This window comes from Pseudomonas sp. WMBT8, assembly GCF_050916005.1.
GTDB lineage: Bacteria > Pseudomonadota > Gammaproteobacteria > Pseudomonadales > Pseudomonadaceae > Aquipseudomonas.
On sequence record NZ_CP188096.1, the window covers coordinates 260,424 to 278,634 of the forward strand.

Here is an 18,211-nt window from a genome sequence, read left to right on the forward strand (position 1 = left end):
GGTGCCGACTATACCTCAGCGCTTGTTCAGCCCGCGCGCCAGGCGATCGCCGCCCAGTTGGATCGCGGCCACCAGCAGAACCAGCAATACAATCACCGTGAGCATGATCTGGCTGTCAAAACGCTGGTAACCGTAGCGGTAGGCAATATCCCCCAGGCCTCCGGCGCCGATCGCCCCGGCCATGGCCGACGAGTTGATCATGGTCACCAGGGTAATGGTGAACCCGCCGACAATCCCCGGCAGTGCTTCCGGCAACAGCACATGCCAGACGATATGCCAGCGCCGGCAGCCCATGGCCTGGGCGGCTTCGATCAGGCCATGGTCGACTTCGCGCAGGCTGACCTCGGCGATTCGCGCAAAGAATGGCGTGGCGGCGATGGTCAGCGGCACCACGGCGGCCCATACGCCGTAGGTGGTGCCGACGATCAGGCGGGTGAACGGGATCAGCGCCACCATCAGAATCAGGAAGGGGATGGAGCGGAACAGATTGACGAACGCCCCCAGTACCCGGTTCAACGCGGGGGCCTGGTAGATGCCGCCCTTGTCGCTGGTGACCAGGAACACCGCCAGCGGGATGCCCACCAACAGCGCGATCAACGACGACACCCCGACCATCAACAAGGTGTCGATGGCGCCCTGCAATAAACGATCAAACCACATAGCCCAGCACCTCGACCTGTTGTGCCCAGCGCGCGGCGCGGGTGCGTAATGTATCGGGATCCAGGGTGGAGTCGCTCACCGCCAGCAGCAACTGCCCCAGAGCGTGGCCCTGGATGCGCTCGACCCCGCCTTGCAGCAGGCGCACGCGCCCACCCAGGGCGCCGAACAGTGCGGCGAGGTCCGGTTCATCCGCGCTGGCGCCGGTAAATTGCAGGCGCAGCACCACGGCCGCCTGCACCGACGGCGGCGTGGCCTGCAAACGCTTTTGCAGCTCATCGGGCAAGCCATGTTGCAGGGGCGCCAGCAGGGTTTTGCTGACCTCATGCCTGGGGTTGCCAAACACTTCCCACACCGGCCCTTGCTCGACGATCCGCCCGTGTTCCAGCACCACCACGCGGTCGCAGATTTCGCGGATCACCGCCATCTCGTGGGTGATCAGCACGATGGTCAGGCCCAGGCGCCGGTTGATCTCGCGCAACAGGCCGAGGATCGACTGGGTGGTTTCCGGGTCCAGGGCCGAGGTGGCTTCGTCGCACAGCAGGATCTGCGGGTCGTGTACCAGCGAGCGGGCGATGCCTACCCGTTGCTTCTGCCCGCCGGACAACTGCGCCGGGTAGGCCTTGTGCTTGTCTTGCAAGCCCACCAGCTCCAGCAGTTCGCGGACTTTTTGTGCGCGCTGTGGCTTGGGCACACCGGCGACTTTCAGCGGCAGCTCGACGTTCTGCCACACGGTCTTGGCCGACATCAGGTTGAAGTGCTGGAAAATCATGCCGATGCGCCTGCGCAGGGCCACCAGGCGGTCTTCGTCGAACTCGCCGATATCCACCTGGTCGATCAGCACCCGGCCGCTGCTGGGTTGCTCCAGGCGGTTGATGGTGCGGATCAGCGACGACTTGCCGGCGCCACTGCGGCCGATGATGCCGAACACTTCGCCGTGCTGGATCGCCAGGTCAATGCCTTGCAGCGCATGCACCGTGCCGTCATAGGTTTTGCCCAGGTTGATAAAACGCACATGGGCGCGGTTGAGGTCTGGGTGCAGTTCGGTCTGCCGGGCGTCCCTGGGCGGTGTGCCCAGGTCGCGCAGTTGGCTGTTGGCGGCGCTCATGTTCAGCCTTCCCAACCGACTTGGTACAGCGTGCCGAGGGATTTATCCAGGGCAGCACGCACCACCGGCGAATGCTGGTAGATCTCGACGAACTTGATCACCCGCGGGTCGGTTGTGCCTTTGGGCTGGGTCACGAACTGGATCACGTATTCCGGGTGGTCGAGGCCGTCGAACAGCAGCGCCGACTCGGCATTGAAGGTCTTGGACAGGCGGATGTAGGCCGGGTAGCCCTGCACCAGGTCGGCATCGTCATAGGCGCGTACCAGCTGCACTGCTTCGACTTGCAGGATCTTGAGCTTTTTCGGGTTGGCGACGATGTCTTCTTCGGTGGCCTTGTAGCCCACGCCCGGCTTGAGGGAGATCAAGCCCGCCTTGGCCAGCAGTTGCAGGCCGCGCCCGCTGTTGATCGGGTCGTTGGCGATGGCCACGCTGGCGCCCTGGGGCAGCTCATCGAAGCTTTTGTATTTTCTCGAGTACAGGCCGACGTTGTTGATGATCCCCGGCTTGAACGGCACCAGGTCAAAACCGGCGGCGGCCTTGGCGTTTTCCAGGAACGGAATGTGCTGGAAGTAATTCACGTCGATATCGCCGGCGGCGAGGCTGACGTTGGGCGCGATCCAGTCGGTGAACTCCACCAGCTCGACTTTCAGGCCCTGTTTGCCGGCCTCTTCGACGGCGGCTTCCAGGGGGATGGCGAAGGCCGCCGTGGTGCCGACTTTCAGCGGCGCATCGGCGGCAAACACCGCCGAGCTGAACAGGCCGAGGGCCAGGGCCAGTGCTTTGACTGGGTGGGACAGCAGTGTTTTTTTCATGGTCGATTTCCAGTCATAAGGTGTGGGGAAAAACAACGAAGATCTAATGTGGGAGCAGGCAAGCCAGCTCCCCCATTTTTGGTTTAGTGGCGGTAGGTGGAACCGGTGTGTTGTTCGGGTAAATGCGCTTCGCGGTGGAAGACCTTTTCTCGCAAGGTTCCGGCCTCATACGCGGTCTTGTACGACCCCCGTTTTTGCAACTCCGGAATCACCAACTCGATGAAATCCACATAGCTCTCCGGCGTAACAATACGCGTCAGGTTGAAGCCATCCAGGCCGGTCTCGCTGATCCAGGATTCCAGCTCATCAGCCACCTGCGCGGGTGAGCCCACCAGGGTGATATAGCGCCCGCCCAACGCGTGTTGCTCCAACAACTTGCGACGGGTCCAGTCGTTGTTCTGCAAGGCTTTGGTGGCCGATTGGATCGCGTTGCTCTTCACGTACTGGATGGGTTCATCCAGCTCGTATTGCGAGAAGTCGATGGCGGTGGAGGCGCTGAAATGCGCCACCCCGGCCTCGGCGCTGGCGTAGCTCAGGTACTCGGCATGCTTGGCCCAGGCCAGTGCCTCGGTGGCGCCGACAATCACGTTGAGGCCCATGAACACCTTGATATCGTCCGGGTTGCGCCCGGCCTCGACCGCGCTGGCGCGCACCTTGTCCACTTGCACCTTGGTCGCGGCCTTGTTCTGCCCGCTGATGAACACGCACTCGGCATGGCGCCCGGCGAACAGCAGGCCGCGCTCCGAACTGCCGGCCTGGAACAACACTGGCGTGCGCTGCGGCGACGGCTCGCACAGGTGATAACCCTCCACCTGGTAGAACTCGCCATGGTGCTCGACCTTGTGCACCTTGGTCGGTTGGGCATAGATCCGTTGTTGCGGGTCGTTGAGTACCGCGTCGTCTTCCCAACTGCCTTCCCACAGCTTGTACAGCACCTCCAGGTACTCGTCGGCCTGGTCGTAGCGCCGGTCATGTTCGACCTGCTCGGTGAGGCCCATGGCCTTGGCGGCGCTGTCCAGATAGCCGGTGACGATGTTCCAGCCCACCCGGCCACGGCTCAGGTGATCGAGGGTGGACATGCGCCGGGCGAACAGATACGGCGGCTCGTAAGTCAGGTTGGCGGTCAGGCCGAAGCCGAGGTTTTTCGTCACCGCAGCCATGGCCGAGACCAGCAGCAGCGGGTCGTTGACTGGCAGTTGGATCGACTCCTTGAGCGGCACATCGACCGAGCCTTGATAGACGTCGTACACGCCAACGATGTCGGCGATAAACAAGCCGTCGAATAGCCCGCGCTCCAGCAGTTGCGCCAGTTCGGTCCAGTATTCGACGCTCTTGTACTGGGTCGAGGTATCCCGTGGGTGCGTCCACAGGCCATGGTTGATATGCCCGATGCAGTTCATGTTGAAGGCATTGAGCAGGATCTTTTTCTTCGCCATCAGATGGTCCCCCGCAGCGGCGGGTTTTCATCGTTGAGGTAATAATTGCCGACTGCGTGGTACTTCCAGCGCACCGGGTCGTGCAGGGTGTGCACCCGGGCGTTGCGCCAGTGGCGGTCCAGGCCATGTTCGGCGAGGGTTGCCTGGCTGCCGGCGAGTTCAAACAGGGTGCTGCCGGCGGCCAGGGAAATCTCGGTGCTCAGGGCGCGTGCTTCGGCCACGGCGATCGATGCCGCGGCGACGGTGTGTGCGGTGCTGTCGGCCTGGGCGCGGTCGAGGAATTCGCCGGAGCGCTCCAGCAGGGCTTCGGTGGCGTGCAGGCGGACGCTCAGGTGGCCGAAGCTTTTCAGGGTCAGCGGGTCTTCGCTGGCCTTGTCATTGCCCGAGTCGATCCATGGGCGGGTCTTGGTGCGCACAAAATGCAGGGCGTCTTCAAAGGCCGCGCGGGCGATGCCGGTGTCGATGGCCGCGTGAAGGATCTGCGCCAGCGGGCCTACTGTGGTCGGGCGCTCGAAGGCGCTCTGGAACGGGATCACGTCTTCGGCGGCGACCCACACATTGTCGAACACCACCGAGCCGCTGCCGGTGGTGCGCTGGCCAAAGCCGCTCCAGTCGTCGATCACCGTCAGGCCCTGGCTGTCATGCGGCACGAAGGCCAGTTGCTGCACGCCGAGTTCATCCACCACCGAGGTGGGAATGCGCTGGGCGTAGATCGCGCCGGTGGCGTAGAACTTGCGGCCGCTGATGCGAAATCCGTCGCCCTCGCGCACAAGTTTCGTCACCCGGTCATGGGCGGTCTTGGTGCCCAGTTCCGCCAGGGCATTGCCAAAGCGCTGGCCGGCCAGCACCTCGGCGTACAGGCGTTGTTGCTGCGCCGGGCTGCCATTTACGCGCAGCACTTCCAGGGCATAGAAATGGTTTTGCGGGATCTGCCCCAACGAGGCATCGGCCTGGGCGATCAGGGCAATGACCTTGGCCAGGGTGACGTTGGATACGCCAGCGCCGCCGTATGCCTTGGGCACGCTGATGCCCCACAGGCCGGAGCGGGAAAAGGCTTCCAGCTCGGCGTGTGGCAGGCGGCGTTCGCGGTCGCGCAGGGCGCTGTCGCGGCGAAAGTCTTCGGCCAGGTCGCTGGCGACAATCAGGGCTTGCTCGTCGCTGGTGATGACCGCGACGGGATGGGAAAGCGTCATGTTTTTCTCCAGATGTCTGGTCGTCAGATCCAGGAATGCCGGGCCGGCAATGTTCCGTTGAGGTGCCAGGCGCCCACCGCGTGATATTTCCAGCGCACCGGGTCGTGCAAGGTGTGCACCCGTGCATTGCGCCAGTGGCGGTCGAGGTTGAATTCGGCGAGGGTGGCGCGGCTGCCGGCCAGTTCGAAGAGCTTCTCGCTGACCAGCAGCGAGACTTCGGTGGTCAGCACCTTGGCTTGTGCCACGGCAATCGAGGCCCGGGCGGCGGAGTGTTCGGTGATGGGCGCGGCGCTGACTTGGTCCAGCACCTGGCCGGCCTTGCGCAGCAGGGCTTCGGCGGCATGCAGTTCGATTTTCAGCTTGCCGATGTCAGCGATCACATAGAGGTCGTCGCTGGCCCGTTCGACCTTGGCGTCGATCCACGGCCGCGAGCGTTCGCGGACAAAACTGATGGTGTCGTCGAGGGCGCCACGGGCGATACCGGCGTCGATGGCGGCCTGGATCAATTGCGAGACCGCGCCCTGGATGCCTGGGGCCTGCCCCAGGCGCCAGGTCGGCACCACCAGGTCGGCATCTACCGGCACGTTGTTCAGCAGCACGGTGCCGCTGGCGGTGGTGCGTTGGCCAAAGCCCGACCAGTCATCGACGATACGCAATCCCGGGGTGCCACGCCGTACAAAAGCCATGACCTGGCGGCCTTCGTCGTCCAGGGCCTTGACCGCGACCCAATGGGCAAACAGTGCGCCGGTGGAGTAGAACTTCTGGCCGTTGATGACAAAGCCGTCACCCTCGGCGCTGATCCGGGCCTTCAAATCCAGGGTATTTTTAGTGCCGCGTTCCGGCCCGCCGTTGCCGATGCGCCAGCCGTCGAGGACGCTTTGGAACAGCTGCTTTTTCTGCTCCTGGCTGGCGGCGCCTTGCAGCACGTGGAGGATGCCGAAGTGGTTCTGCGGGATCTGCCCCAGGGCCGGGTCGACGGCGCTGATAATCGCGAACACTTCGGCCAGGGTCACAAACGATACTTGTGGGCCACCGTATTCGCGGGGGATGGAAATGCTGCCCAGGCCGCTGCGGGTGAACTGTTCGATTTCGGCCCAAGGCAGTTTGCGCTGGCGGTCACGCAGGCCGGCTTGCAGGCGGGCGGCCTGGGCAAGCTCGTGAGCGGCGGCGAGGGCTTCACTGTCGTTGCGCAGCACCTTGGCGGGCAGTAGCAGCGGGGCGATATCCAGATCGCTCTGGAGGGGCGATTGCGCCAAGTTAGACATCGGTGCGCCCCTGCGTGGCTACACGTAATGCCCTGGCGTTGTGCACCGGGGTAATTTTGACCATACCTACCTCACATCCGTGGAAAAGCTAAAAAATCAGGAATGTCCGGTGGTCCGGTGCATATACCCTAAGCGTGTTTATTTTTTAAATAAACTAACTTTTAGGAATATGCATAGAAGGTCTGTCACCCCGGCTCGCACGGTGAGCCAGGACGCCGTGGCTGGTACACCGACAAGGCCTCGGCCGGGCCTGGGGCTTTGGCCTGGGCGATGCTCACGATGCGCCCGGGCGCCCAGCGTGAGTTGTTGCCCACGCGGTCGATCACGCAGTAGGTGACCTCCTGGCGCGCGTCGTCCCCCGCTTCGAGGATCAGCGTCGAAGGCACCCAAACCTGCACGGGCCGCCCCACCCCGGTGGGGTGGATGGGGGGCAGGTCCAGGCGCGCATCGCCCCAGCGCAGGGTGATTGCATCTCCGGCGGCCATGTTCAGGTAGGGCTCGATGGTCAACGGCACGCCCCGGCGGATCTGGCTGGGGTTGACGCCATGGCGGCGGATGGTTTCAGGCAGGCCCACGGGGGCCAGGTTCTGGTTTTCTGCGCCACACAGCACCGATGGCGGGCCGCCCGGGCAGGCAGTCTTGACCTGCACCCGGGTAATCATCGAGCGCGCCGGGCCGCGCCCCACTTGCATGACCCGGTAGTGAATCCGTGCGGCACCATTTTGCACAAAGCTTTCCGGTACCCGCAGGCTGCTGGGCTGGCCGATATCGGCGGCGCTCACGCGCTTGGAGGCGGCAAAGCAGTTGTTCCAGAACAGCTCGATCAAGTCGCCCTTGCCCATGTCCGGGTAGGGGGCGATATCGACCTGCAAATAGGTGGCGGCCTGCGCGTTGATACCTTGTTTGAGAGCCTGGGGCACTGTCGGCGCGGCGAGCATGGCCAGGGGGGGAATGTGCTTCATAAATAATCTCCTTGATGCAGCCAGCAGCGATCGTTCCGAACCTCAGGCATGGGGTTCGAAAGGAACGTTTTTTTGAAAAGCCAGGATAGGATCCAATCCAGTGGGCCCTAGATAAGAGGGTTGGCCAGGGGGCGTCAATGGAGGCAAAAGGCTAAACGGCGGGTTGGGGATTATTCAGAAGGGTCTTACTGATGGCTGCTATTAAAGGGGGCGTTGATAGGCGCTTTGCCCAATGATTACGGGGACTTTTCCGAAAGGGAGGATACATGTAGGAGCCGGCAAGCCGGCTCCTACAAGGGCAGGGTCAGTGGGTGAGGAATTTGCTGAGGAACTGCCGGGTGCGTTCTTCTTTGGGGTTGGCAAACAACGCCTTGGCGTCGCCTTGCTCGACGATGACGCCCTTGTCGAAAAAGACCACGCGGTTGGCCACGTCCCGGGCAAAACTCATTTCGTGGGTGACGATGACCATGGTGCGGTTCTCTTCGGCAAGGCTGCGGATGGTCGCCAGTACTTCGCCCACCAGCTCCGGGTCGAGGGCCGAGGTCGGCTCATCGAACAGGATCACTTCCGGCTCCATCGCCAAGGCCCGGGCAATGGCCACCCGTTGCTGCTGGCCACCGGACAGGCGCCGGGGGTAAGCATCTTCCTTGCCTGCCAGGCCGACCTTGGCCAGCAGGGCCCGCCCGAGACGGTCGGCGGCGTCGCGCGGCATCTTCTTGACCACCAGCGGGCCTTCGATGACGTTTTCCAGGGCGGTGCGATGGGGGAACAGGTTGAAGTTCTGGAACACAAAGCCCACATGCTGGCGCAGGCGCCGCACCAGGGCCTGTTGCTGGTTGAGCGGACGGCTGCCGTCGATCTCGATGTCGCCGACCTTGATCCGGCCGCTGGTGGGTTCTTCGAGGAAGTTCAGGCAGCGCAGGAAGGTGGTCTTGCCGGAGCCGCTGGGGCCAATGATGGCGACAACTTCGCCTTCCTTGACCTCCAGGTCGATCCCATTGAGCACCACCTGACCCTTGAATTGTTTGGTCAGTTTTTCAACCACGATCATGCTTCAAGACTCCAGGTCATGCCGGTTGACCCGGTCTTCCAGGCGGTTCTGAAAATGCGCCAGGATGCTTGCCAGGACCCAGTAGACCAGGGCCGCAGACAGGTACATGGTGAAAATTTCGAAGGTGCGCGCCGATACCAATTGGGCCTGGCGGAACAGCTCGGGCACCTGGATGGTGGCGGCCAGCGCCGTGTCCTTGACCAGCGAAATAAAACTATTGCCCAAGGGCGGCAGGGCCGTGCGCATCGCCTGCGGCAAGATGGCCCGGCGCAGGGTCTGCGCGCGGGTCATGCCGATACTGGCGGCAGCTTCCCACTGGCCACGCTCGATGGAGCCGATGGCCGCGCGCAGGATTTCACAGGCGTAGGCGGCCATGTTCAGCGAGAAGCCGATCATCGCCGCCGGGATCGGGTCCAGCTCGATACCCACTTGCGGCAAGCCGTAGTAGATCAAAAACAGCTGCACCAGCAACGGCGTGCCGCGAAAGAACGAGACATAGACCCTGGCCGTCCAGCTCAACAGCTTGAAGCGCGACAGGCGCATCAAGGCCAGGCCGAAGCCCAGCAGCAAGCCGAAAAACATCCCGCCGAGGCTGAGGATCACCGTGTAATACGCGCCCTTGAGCAAAAAGGGCGCGGAGTCGAGCGCGAGTTGGAAACCTGCTTCCATTATTGAGTGACGTCAGCGTTGAAGTATTTCTCGGACAGCTTCTTCAAAGTGCCGTCGGCGCGCAGTTTATCGAGAGCTTGGTTGACCGCCTCAAGCAGCTCAGGCTCGCCTTTGCGCAGGGCAATCCCTGATTCCTGGCGGGAGAAGGCGTCACCGGCAGCGGCAGTGTCCTTGGCTTTTTTCGCATATTCCAGGGCCGCCAGGCGGTCGATCAGAATCGCGTCGATACGGCCGATGCGCAGGTCCTGGAACTTGGTCGGGTCGTCGTTATAGGTCTTGATGATGGCTTTGGGTTGGTTGTCCTTGAGCCATTGTTCGTAGTTGGTGCCAAGGCCCACCCCGACTTTCTTGCCGGCCAGGTCGTCGGCGGTCTTGATGGTGTCGACGTTTTTCGCCAGGGTCAGCGCCTGGATCCCGGAGACGGTGTAGGGCTTGGAGAAATCGTATTTTTTCTTGCGCTCTTCGGAGATCGTCACCTGGTTGACCACCGCGTCGAGGCGCTTGGATTCCAGGGCTGCGAGGATGCCGTCCCACGGGGTGGCCTGCAGCTTGACCTTGACGCCCAGCTCCTTGGCCAGGGCTTCGGACAGCTCGACTTCAAAGCCGCTGAGCTTGCCGTCTTCATCGACGAAGCTGAACGGCGGGTAGGTGCCTTCCAGGCCGATCTTGATCTCGCCGGCCTTCTTGATATTGCCCAGCTGTTCGCCGGCAACCGCCTGGCCCAACAACCCGGCGCCAAGGGCCAGGCCCAAAGTGCCAACCAGCAACGTACGACGCAATACAGAAATAGTCATGACAAGCCCCTGTGCTTTTTATGGTGTGCGAAGCAGGTGACGCAGTGGTCGTATCCTGCCCTAAAAACGCGGTGTGTGGGAGCGCGACTATAGGGCGAGTTTTAAAGCGTTAAAAATAATATAAATTAAGTTTTATATTCTATTTTTGTATATCAGGTGCAGATTCAATGTGTCCATTCAGAACACTGAATCATAGGCAAACAACGCCGGCGCCCCCCCGGTGTGCAGGAAGATGATCGGGCCTTCCCCGAACGCGCCGCGACCGATGCCATCGAGCAACCCGGCCATGGCCTTGCCGGTGTAGACCGGGTCCAGCAGCAGGCCTTCCTGACTCGCCAGCAGCTTGATTGCCGCCAGGGTGCCGGCGTTGGGTTCGCCATAGCGCGGGGCGAAGTATTCATCCCACAAAATCACTTTGAACGCGTCGGGTACCGCCACCCCCAGCAATTGCGCCGTGCGTTCGGCCAGGCCTTGGACCTTGGGCCGTTGCGCCTCGTCGGTGCGCGACACGGTGACGCCAATCACCGGCAAGTCCGGCAGCACTTCGCTCAATGCCAGCGCCAGGCCGCTGTGGGTGCCGGCGCTGCCCGAGGCCAGGACCACCGCCGCAAACTGCAGGCCGCTGTCCTGGATCTGCCCGGCCAATTCCAGCCCGGCCCGCACATAGCCTAGGGCACCCAGGGCGTTGGAGCCGCCGATTGGCACCAGATAGGGGGTCTTACCGTTGCTGCGCAGGCGTTCGGCCAGGGCGTGGAGTTGCTCGTCGGCGTTGTCCAGGTTTTCGACCAGTTCGACCTTGGCGTCGAACAACTCGACCAACAAGCGGTTGCCGTTGCCCAGGTAGTTGGGGTCGTCGGTGCCCGTGGGGTTTTCCAGCAGGGCGACACAGCCCAGGCCCAGCTTGGCGGCGAGGGCTGCGGTCTGGCGCACATGATTGGACTGGATCGCGCCGGCGGTGATCAGCGTATCGGCGCCCTGGGCCAAGGCATCGGCGGCGAGGTATTCGAGCTTGCGCAGTTTGTTGCCGCCCATGGCCAGCGGCGTGGTGTCGTCGCGCTTGACGTAGATATCACGGCCCAGCCAGGCCGACAGTCGTTCGAGTTTTTCCAGGGCGGTGGCGCCACCCAGTAGTTCCAGACGGTTAAAACGCTCGAGCTGTTGTTTGATCATGGTTACGCACGGGTAATAGAAGATGGGAGGGACTATAGGCAGGGCTTTTTGCGCGGGCAACCGCCAGTTGCTTATGCCATAACGTTATGAGCATCGCACCATTGGTTATTAAGAGCGGCCCGGTTGCATACCGTAAAGTGATGGCCATTACCTCAGGAGGGATTACCGTGAGCGAGCGTTCCAGTCATTGGCAATTACAGACCATCGTCAGCCAGTTGCGCGGCGCCCGGGATCAGTGGCGTACGCGCAACGGCCGGGTCAGCGGCGAGCAGGGCGGTCGCGAGTTACCTTCCCGTGATGCGATGGCGCAGATTCTTGAAGCGCTGTGCGGCGCACTGTTCCCCATGCGCCTGGGGCCGGTGGATTTGCGCGAGGAGAGTGAGGATTTCTACGTCGGCCATACCCTCGATGTGGCGCTCAATGCCCTGCTCGCCCAGGCACGCCTGGAGTTACGCTATGCCGCACGCCAGGGTGGCCGGGCCGATAATGAAGTCGATGCATTGGCCATTCGCCTGATCCAGGATTTTGCCCTGGCCTTGCCGGCGCTGCGCAGCCTGTTGGACACCGATGTGCTGGCGGCCTATCACGGCGACCCGGCCGCGCGCAGTGTGGATGAGGTGTTGCTGTGCTATCCGGGGATCCTCGCGGTGATCCACCATCGCCTGGCCCACCATTTGTATCGCGCCGGGCTGCCTTTGCTCGCGCGGATCAGCGCGGAAATCGCCCATTCGGCCACCGGCATCGATATTCACCCCGGCGCGCAGATCGGCCCGAGTTTCTTTATCGACCACGGCACGGGTGTGGTGATTGGCGAGACGGCGATCATTGGTGAGCGGGTGCGCATTTATCAAGCGGTGACCCTGGGCGCCAAGCGTTTCCCGGCGGATGAGGACGGGCAGTTGCAGAAGGGCCATCCACGGCACCCGATTGTCGAGGACGATGTGGTGATTTACGCCGGGGCGACGATCCTGGGGCGGATCACCATCGGCCAGGGCTCGACCATTGGCGGCAACGTGTGGCTGACGCGCAGCGTGCCGGCGGGGGCGAACATCACGCAGGCGAATTTGCAGCATGATGATGGTACGCAGAAGTAGTGACGACCTAATGTGGGAGCGGGCTTGCCCGCGATGGCGGTAGGCCAGTCAAATACCGCTAACCTGACACTCCGCTATCGCGGGCAAGCCCGCTCCCACAGGGGATAGCATTTCAATTTAGGTAAGCAATCGCTGAACGTTTTGCCTCTCCCATCCGTCATACCCTTCCTTGAGCTAGTGTAGGAATTACCTACCACTCAGCCCTGCGATTAGTCCCAGACCGCCTATCCATGTTTAACTTGAACGTTCGTTCAAGTTAAACCGGTGGTTCGCTGCCCGCTCACAACAGGAGGCTTACCTTTGCTGAGTCCGTTTTATACAGCCACATCCCACACCCTCGAGGTGCACGGTTCATGAGTGCATCGTCTGTCCCTCCAAGCGGCCTGGTGCGCATGAATGCGCCGGTGTTTTACTTCGCCGCCAGCTTCATCCTGCTGTTTGGTGTCACCGTAATCGCGATCCCCGAACAGGCCGGCGCCTGGTTGCTGGCCGCGCAAAACTGGGCGGCCAATACGGTCGGCTGGTACTACATGCTGGCGATGACCCTGTATCTGATCTTCGTGGTGGTCACCGCGTTGTCTGGCTACGGCAAGATCAAACTCGGTGCCGACCACGACGAGCCCGAATTCAGTTATCTGTCCTGGGCCGGCATGCTGTTTGCCGCCGGGATCAGCATCACGCTGTTTTTCTTCTGCGTCTCGGAACCCTTGACCCACCTGGTGCAGCCGCCCCAGGGCGAGGCCTTGAACGCCGACGCGGCGCGCCAGGCCATGCAGGTGCTGTTCCTGCATTGGGGCCTGCATGGCTGGGGTGTATTTGCGTTTGTCGGCATGGCCCTGGCGTACTTCGCCTACCGGCATAACCTGCCGCTGGCCTTGCGTTCGGCGCTGTATCCGCTGATCGGCAAGCGCATCAATGGCCCCATCGGCTACGCGGTGGATGGCTTCGGCATTATCGCCACGGTGTTCGGCCTGGGGGCTGACATGGGCTTTGGGGTGCTGCACCTCAACTCGGGCCTGGACTACCTGTTTGGCATCGCCCACACCCAATGGATCCAGGTCGGCCTGATCACCCTGATGATGGGCGCGGCGATCCTGGTTGCGGTGGCCGGTGTCGACAAGGGCGTGAGGGTCATGTCCGACATCAACATGCTGCTGGCCTGTGCGCTGCTGCTGTTTGTGTTGTTCGCCGGGCCCACCCAGCATTTGCTCAACACCCTGATCCAGAACATCGGTGACTACCTCGGCGCGTTGCCGAGCAAGAGTTTTGATGTGTACGCCTACGACAAGCCCAGCGACTGGCTCGGCGGTTGGACGGTGTTCTACTGGGCCTGGTGGATCGCCTGGTCGCCGTTCGTGGGCCTGTTCATCGCACGGATCTCCCGTGGTCGCACCATCCGCGAGTTCGTCTTTGGCGTACTGCTGATCCCGCTGGGCTTCACCCTGGCGTGGATGTCGATCTTCGGCAACAGCGCGATTGACCAGGTGCTCAACCACGGCATGGTTGCCCTGGGGCAGTCGGCCATCGACGACCCGTCGATGAGCCTGTACCTGCTGCTGGAAACCTACCCGTGGAGCAAGACCGTGATCGCCGTCACGGTGTTTATCAGCTTTGTGTTCTTTGTCACCTCGGCCGACTCCGGCACCGTGGTGCTGTCGACCCTGTCGTCCAAGGGAGGCAACGCCGATGAAGACGGGCCCAAGTGGCTGCGGGTGTTCTGGGGCGCGATGACGGCGCTGGTGACCAGCGCCTTGCTGTTTGCCGGAAGCATCGACTCGCTCAAGTCCGCGGTGGTGCTGACTTCGCTGCCGTTCTCGATGATCCTGCTGTTGATGATGTGGGGGCTGCACAAGGCGTTCTACCTCGAATCCCAGAAGCAGATCGCCCAACTGCACTCCCTGGCCCCGGTGTCGGCATCACGCAAGGGCCGTGGCGGCTGGCGCCAGCGCTTGAGCCAGGCGGTGCATTTCCCTTCACGGGACGAGGTCTACCGCTTCCTCGAAACCACAGTCCGCCCGGCGATTGAAGAAGTGACCGCCGTGTTTGTCGAGAAGGGCCTGAACGTGGTCACCCAGCCCGACCCGTCCAACGACAGCGTCAGCCTGGAAATCGGCCACGGCGAAGAGCATCCGTTTGTCTACCAGGTGCAGATGCGCGGCTACTTCACGCCGTCCTTTGCCCGTGGCGGCATGGGTTCCAAAGAGATGAACAACCGTCGCTACTACCGCGCCGAAGTGCACTTGAGCGAGGGCAGCCAGGACTACGACCTGGTGGGCTACACCAAGGAGCAGATCATCAACGACATCCTCGACCAGTACGAGCGGCACTTGCAGTTCCTGCATTTGGTCCGCTGAACAAACGGTAGGAGCGAGCTTGCTCGCGAAGATCGCCAACGAAAACGCGGGGAATCTGATGCCCCGCAGCGTCTTTGGGTTTTTCGCGAGCAAGCTCGCTCCTACAAGGGTTTGTTAGAAGGGGACGTCACCCAGAATCGTCGCCCGGTGCATCACTCGCCGCTGTGGGCGGTAGTCGTCCACGGCGTAGTGCTGGGTCACGCGGTTGTCCCAGAAGGCCACGTCGTTGGCTTGCCAGCGCCAGCGGATGGTGAATTCCGGCCGGGTGGCGTGGGCGAACAGCAGCTTGAGGATGACTTCGCTTTCGGCCGGCTCCAGTTCGTTGATCCGGGTGGTGAAGCCCTCACTGACAAACAGCGATTTGCGCCCACTGACCGGGTGGGTGCGGATCACCGGGTGGGACAGTGGCGGGTTCTTTCTGCGGGCCTCTTCCCAGCGGGCCAGGTCTTCGGCGGTGTTGCCGTAACGCTCCAGAGGGAACGAGCGGGTGAAGTCATGGGTTGCCGTCAGGCCGGTCAAAAAAGCCTTCATCGGTTCTGACAACGCATCAAAGGCCGCGATACCGCTGGCCCACAGCGTGTCACCGCCAAAGGCCGGCAGCAGCTTGGCACTGAGCACCGCGCCCAGGGCCGGGGTGGGCAGGAAGGTCACGTCGGTGTGCCAGATGGCGTTGTCGCGCACGTCGGTGACGGCAGTGTCGAGCACCAGCACTTCTGGCTGCTCGGGCACGTTGGGGTAGATCGGGTGAATGTGCAGGTCACCGAAATTCGCCGCGAAGCGCGCTTGCTGCTGCGGGGTGATCGGCTGGTCGCGAAAGAACAGCACCGAATGCTGGAGCAACGCCTGCTCGATGGCGTCGCGCTGTTCGAGGTTCAGCGGCTGGCTGATATCGACGCCACTGATCTGGGCGCCCAGGGCGGTGCTTAAAGGGGTAACGGTCAGGCGGCTCATGTTGTTCTCTTCTTAGTGTGCCTGGCCATGCCACGGCACCAATTTACGCTGCAGGGCGCGCAGGCCCATTTCCATGGCAAAGGCGATCAGCGCGATCACCAGGATGCCCAGCACCACCACATCGGTCACCAGAAACTGCGCCGCCGACTGCACCATGAACCCCAGGCCGCTGGTAGCTGCGATCAACTCGGCGGCCACCAGGGTCGACCAACCCACACCCAGGCCGATGCGCACACCGGTGAGAATGTCGGGCAGGGCGCTGGGCAGAATCACATGGCGAATCAACTGCGCCCGGGTGGCGCCCAAAGACTGTGCTGCGCGCAATTTGGCCGGGTCGACCGTGCGTACGCCGGTGGCGGTGGCGATGGCAATCGGGGCGAAGATCGCCAGGTAGATCAGCAACACCTTGGACAGCTCGCCGATGCCGCACCAGATCACGATCAACGGCAGATAGGCCAGCGGCGGGATCGGCCGGTAGAACTCGATCAGCGGGTCGAGAATGCCGCGGGCGATGCGGTTGGCGCCGATGGCAATGCCGATCGGCACGGCGGTTAGCACCGCAAAGCCCAGGCCCAGGCCGATACGCCCAAGGCTGGCGCCCAGGTGCTGCCAGAGGGTGGAATCCATATAGCCGCTGGTCGCCAGCAGCCAGCCTTTTTGCAGCACGGCAGACGGTGGCGGCAGGAACAGCGGCTCGATCAGCCCGCTGGCGGTCACGGCCCACCATAGCGCCAGCAGCGCAACCAGGGTCAGCAGGCTGATCCAGCGCGTGCTCAGGCTGCGGCGCAACGGCGGGGTGATTGGGTTGGCGGCGGTGGCCGGGATTTCATAGCTGCTCATGCGTACACCTGCCGTTGCGAGAACACTTTGCCCAGCACATGTTCGCGGGTTTCGATAAACCGTGGGTCGGACTTGATCGCGCGGGCCGGCTCGCCGGCCGCGTAACGCTGGCCGAAATCCAGGCTCAGGCGCTCGACGATTTGCCCGGGGTTGGGTGCCAGCAAAATCAGGTCAGTGGCGAGGAAGACCGCTTCTTCGATGTCGTGGGTGATCAGGAACACCGGCTTGGCCGTGCGCCGCCAGACTTGCAGCAGCAGCTCCTGCATCTGTTCGCGGGTGAAGGCATCGAGGGCGCCGAAGGGTTCGTCCATCAGCAGCACCCGTGGGTCGGCTGCCAGGGCGCGGGCCAGGCCGACGCGTTGTTTCTGCCCGCCAGACAGCTGCCAGATGCGCCGGCTGTCAAAGCCGGCCAGGTCCACCAGGGCGAGCATTTCCCGGGCGCGGACATGCCGCTGGGCCTTGGGCACGCCGGCCAGCTCCAGGCCGAAGCCGACATTGGCCAGCACATCCTGCCAGGGCAGCAAGGCATCGTCCTGGAACACCACGCCGCGTTCGGCACTCGGGCCTTGGACGGGCACGCCGTCTAGGGTGATGCGCCCGGCGCTGGGTTCGACGAAGCCGGCAATCAGGTTCAACAGCGAAGTCTTGCCACTGCCGGAAGGGCCGAGGGCCACCAGCAATTGCTGGGGGCCAAGGGTCAGGGAAATGTCCGCCAGCACGGGCGTGGTCGCGCCTGGGTACTGTGCGCTGATGCGCTCCAGCTGTAGCAAGGCCATCGCGGTGAACTCCTGATCAGTTAGTGATGAACTTGGCGCTGACGTAAGGGGCGTAGTCCGCCAGCACGGCTTCGACCTTGCCTTGTTCCTTGAGGAACGCGGCGGTGTCGGTCACGGCCTTGGTGGTCGGGGCGCCGAGCAGGGTTACTTGATCAGCGGCCAGCGGGTAGACGTTGCCTTGCAGCAGCAGCGGAATGTCGCTGGCCTTGGCGCCGGAGAGCTTCACCAGTTTGTCGACATTGCCCTTGTCGGCCAGCCAGGCTTGTGGGTCTTTACGGTATTGGGCGTAGGCATCGAGGGTGACTTTGGCGAAGGCGCTGACAATTTCCGGGTGCTTCTCGGCAAAGTCCTTACGCACGATCCAGGCATCGAAGGTCGGCGCGCCGAACTTGGCCAGTTCACCGGAGGTGATCAGCACTTTGCCGTTTTCCTTGGCCACGCCCAGGGCCGGGTCCCAGACATAAGTGGCATCGATATCGCCACGCTTCCAGGCGGCAATGATGGCCGGCGGGGCGAGGTTGAGTACGGTGACTTTCGATGGGTCGATGTTCCAATGCTTGAGCGCGGCCAGCAGGCTGTAGTGGCCGGTTGAGACAAACGGTACGGCGATTTTCTTGCCGATCAGGTCCTGCGGGCTGTTGATCCCGGAACCGTTGCGCGCCACCAGGGCTTCGGCGCCGCCGATCTGGGTGGCGACGAGGAAGGTCTGCACCGGTACTTTGCGGGTGATGGCCGCGGTCAGCGGGCTGGAACCGAGGTAGCCGATCTGCACATCGCCGGAAGCGATGGCGGCGATGATATCGGCGCCATTGTCGAATTTGCGCCAGTCGATAGTGGCGTTCGTGGCTTTTTCATAAGCACCGTCGGCCTGGGCGACTTTGGCCGGGTCAACGGTGGTCTGATAGGCGATGGTCACGTCGGCCGCCTGGGAAAGCAGGCTGGCGCCGGCCAGGGACAGGGCCGCCAGGAGGCGTAAAGGGAAAGGTCGTAGCATGGAAAAGCTCCTCATCAGGCGGCCGCAGGTCGGCGTGTGAGGAGACTAAATGATCTAAGAATCCGAAAATAAATAACATTTTCGA

17 protein-coding genes are annotated in these 18,211 nt (G+C 62.7%); 2 read left to right on the forward strand and 15 right to left on the reverse strand.

Annotation, left to right across the window (positions count from 1 at the left end):
* Positions 1–15 precede the first annotated feature (15 nt).
* The 11 genes from ACO77H_RS01080 to ACO77H_RS01130 form a co-directional block, all read right to left on the reverse strand.
* Complete coding sequence (locus ACO77H_RS01080; protein ID WP_169953913.1) at positions 16–660, reverse strand: methionine ABC transporter permease; 645 nt, start codon at positions 658–660, stop codon at positions 16–18.
* On the reverse strand, positions 650–1,765 hold the full coding sequence (locus tag ACO77H_RS01085) for a methionine ABC transporter ATP-binding protein (RefSeq protein ID WP_432754874.1): 1,116 nt from the start codon (positions 1,763–1,765) through the stop codon (positions 650–652). The genes ACO77H_RS01080 and ACO77H_RS01085 overlap by 11 nt, the downstream gene beginning before the upstream one ends.
* Before the next feature lie 2 nt (positions 1,766–1,767).
* Entirely contained in the window at positions 1,768–2,577 is an 810-nt protein-coding gene (locus tag ACO77H_RS01090; protein ID WP_432754875.1) for a MetQ/NlpA family ABC transporter substrate-binding protein, read from the reverse strand.
* Between the two features lie 83 nt (positions 2,578–2,660).
* Complete coding sequence (locus tag ACO77H_RS01095) at positions 2,661–4,013, reverse strand: LLM class flavin-dependent oxidoreductase (RefSeq protein WP_432754876.1); 1,353 nt, start codon at positions 4,011–4,013, stop codon at positions 2,661–2,663.
* Positions 4,013–5,206, reverse strand: a complete 1,194-nt coding sequence (locus tag ACO77H_RS01100) for an SfnB family sulfur acquisition oxidoreductase (protein ID WP_169953909.1) — start codon at positions 5,204–5,206, stop codon at positions 4,013–4,015. Before ACO77H_RS01100 ends, ACO77H_RS01095 begins: the two co-directional genes overlap by 1 nt.
* A 23-nt stretch (positions 5,207–5,229) precedes the next feature.
* Positions 5,230–6,471, reverse strand: coding sequence for an SfnB family sulfur acquisition oxidoreductase (locus ACO77H_RS01105; protein ID WP_170042331.1), 1,242 nt, complete (start codon positions 6,469–6,471; stop codon positions 5,230–5,232).
* 185 nt (positions 6,472–6,656) lie between these two features.
* Positions 6,657–7,433: a hypothetical protein gene (locus ACO77H_RS01110; protein ID WP_169953907.1), complete on the reverse strand. Its 777-nt coding sequence runs from the start codon at positions 7,431–7,433 to the stop codon at positions 6,657–6,659.
* A gap of 304 nt (positions 7,434–7,737) precedes the next feature.
* Positions 7,738–8,484, reverse strand: a complete 747-nt coding sequence (tcyN, locus tag ACO77H_RS01115; RefSeq protein ID WP_169953906.1) for an L-cystine ABC transporter ATP-binding protein TcyN — start codon at positions 8,482–8,484, stop codon at positions 7,738–7,740.
* Positions 8,485–8,487: 3 nt separating this feature from the next.
* On the reverse strand, positions 8,488–9,153 hold the full coding sequence (gene tcyL, locus ACO77H_RS01120) for a cystine ABC transporter permease (RefSeq protein WP_169953905.1): 666 nt from the start codon (positions 9,151–9,153) through the stop codon (positions 8,488–8,490).
* Positions 9,153–9,947 (reverse strand): cystine ABC transporter substrate-binding protein, encoded by a 795-nt coding sequence (gene tcyJ, locus ACO77H_RS01125; protein WP_169953904.1) that lies wholly within the window; start codon positions 9,945–9,947, stop codon positions 9,153–9,155. The genes tcyL and tcyJ overlap by 1 nt, the downstream gene beginning before the upstream one ends.
* A 177-nt stretch (positions 9,948–10,124) precedes the next feature.
* Positions 10,125–11,117 (reverse strand): D-cysteine desulfhydrase, encoded by a 993-nt coding sequence (locus ACO77H_RS01130; RefSeq protein WP_432754877.1) that lies wholly within the window; start codon positions 11,115–11,117, stop codon positions 10,125–10,127.
* A 167-nt stretch (positions 11,118–11,284) separates the two neighbouring features.
* Here ACO77H_RS01130 and epsC point away from each other — a divergent pair, with 167 nt between their 5' ends.
* Entirely contained in the window at positions 11,285–12,211 is a 927-nt protein-coding gene (gene epsC / locus ACO77H_RS01135; protein WP_170042334.1) for a serine O-acetyltransferase EpsC, read from the forward strand.
* A 392-nt stretch (positions 12,212–12,603) separates the two neighbouring features.
* Positions 12,604–14,565: a choline transporter BetT gene (gene betT, locus ACO77H_RS01140; RefSeq protein ID WP_169954008.1), complete on the forward strand. Its 1,962-nt coding sequence runs from the start codon at positions 12,604–12,606 to the stop codon at positions 14,563–14,565.
* A 114-nt stretch (positions 14,566–14,679) separates the two neighbouring features.
* On the opposite strand, the gene tauD is transcribed toward betT, so the two are convergent.
* Genes tauD through tauA form a run of 4 tightly spaced genes read right to left on the reverse strand, consistent with a single transcriptional unit; the run spans position 14,680 to position 18,126 of the window.
* Positions 14,680–15,516: a taurine dioxygenase gene (tauD, locus tag ACO77H_RS01145; RefSeq protein WP_170042335.1), complete on the reverse strand. Its 837-nt coding sequence runs from the start codon at positions 15,514–15,516 to the stop codon at positions 14,680–14,682.
* A gap of 12 nt (positions 15,517–15,528) precedes the next feature.
* Positions 15,529–16,356: a taurine ABC transporter permease TauC gene (gene tauC / locus ACO77H_RS01150; protein ID WP_169953900.1), complete on the reverse strand. Its 828-nt coding sequence runs from the start codon at positions 16,354–16,356 to the stop codon at positions 15,529–15,531.
* On the reverse strand, positions 16,353–17,132 hold the full coding sequence (tauB, locus tag ACO77H_RS01155) for a taurine ABC transporter ATP-binding subunit (protein ID WP_432754878.1): 780 nt from the start codon (positions 17,130–17,132) through the stop codon (positions 16,353–16,355). Before tauB ends, tauC begins: the two co-directional genes overlap by 4 nt.
* A 16-nt stretch (positions 17,133–17,148) precedes the next feature.
* Complete coding sequence (gene tauA / locus ACO77H_RS01160; RefSeq protein ID WP_432754879.1) at positions 17,149–18,126, reverse strand: taurine ABC transporter substrate-binding protein; 978 nt, start codon at positions 18,124–18,126, stop codon at positions 17,149–17,151.
* Between the last annotated feature and the right edge of the window lie 85 nt (positions 18,127–18,211).

Bases quoted from the DNA above. Each gene is read 5' to 3' on its own strand.
- ACO77H_RS01085 (WP_432754874.1), bottom strand. From the start codon at position 1,765: ATGAGCGCCGCCAACAGCCAACTGCGCGACCTGGGCACACCGCCCAGG.
- tcyN (WP_169953906.1), bottom strand. From the start codon at position 8,484: ATGATCGTGGTTGAAAAACTGACCAAACAATTCAAGGGTCAGGTGGTG.
- ACO77H_RS01090 (WP_432754875.1), bottom strand. From the start codon at position 2,577: ATGAAAAAAACACTGCTGTCCCACCCAGTCAAAGCACTGGCCCTGGCC.
- tauD (WP_170042335.1), bottom strand. From the start codon at position 15,516: ATGAGCCGCCTGACCGTTACCCCTTTAAGCACCGCCCTGGGCGCCCAG.
- ACO77H_RS01110 (WP_169953907.1), bottom strand. From the start codon at position 7,433: ATGAAGCACATTCCCCCCCTGGCCATGCTCGCCGCGCCGACAGTGCCC.
- tauB (WP_432754878.1), bottom strand. From the start codon at position 17,132: ATGGCCTTGCTACAGCTGGAGCGCATCAGCGCACAGTACCCAGGCGCG.
- ACO77H_RS01095 (WP_432754876.1), bottom strand. From the start codon at position 4,013: ATGGCGAAGAAAAAGATCCTGCTCAATGCCTTCAACATGAACTGCATC.
- betT (WP_169954008.1), top strand. From the start codon at position 12,604: ATGAATGCGCCGGTGTTTTACTTCGCCGCCAGCTTCATCCTGCTGTTT.
- ACO77H_RS01130 (WP_432754877.1), bottom strand. From the start codon at position 11,117: ATGATCAAACAACAGCTCGAGCGTTTTAACCGTCTGGAACTACTGGGT.
- tauC (WP_169953900.1), bottom strand. From the start codon at position 16,356: ATGAGCAGCTATGAAATCCCGGCCACCGCCGCCAACCCAATCACCCCG.
- ACO77H_RS01080 (WP_169953913.1), bottom strand. From the start codon at position 660: ATGTGGTTTGATCGTTTATTGCAGGGCGCCATCGACACCTTGTTGATG.
- ACO77H_RS01100 (WP_169953909.1), bottom strand. From the start codon at position 5,206: ATGACGCTTTCCCATCCCGTCGCGGTCATCACCAGCGACGAGCAAGCC.
- tcyJ (WP_169953904.1), bottom strand. From the start codon at position 9,947: ATGACTATTTCTGTATTGCGTCGTACGTTGCTGGTTGGCACTTTGGGC.
- tcyL (WP_169953905.1), bottom strand. From the start codon at position 9,153: ATGGAAGCAGGTTTCCAACTCGCGCTCGACTCCGCGCCCTTTTTGCTC.
- tauA (WP_432754879.1), bottom strand. From the start codon at position 18,126: ATGCTACGACCTTTCCCTTTACGCCTCCTGGCGGCCCTGTCCCTGGCC.
- ACO77H_RS01105 (WP_170042331.1), bottom strand. From the start codon at position 6,471: ATGTCTAACTTGGCGCAATCGCCCCTCCAGAGCGATCTGGATATCGCC.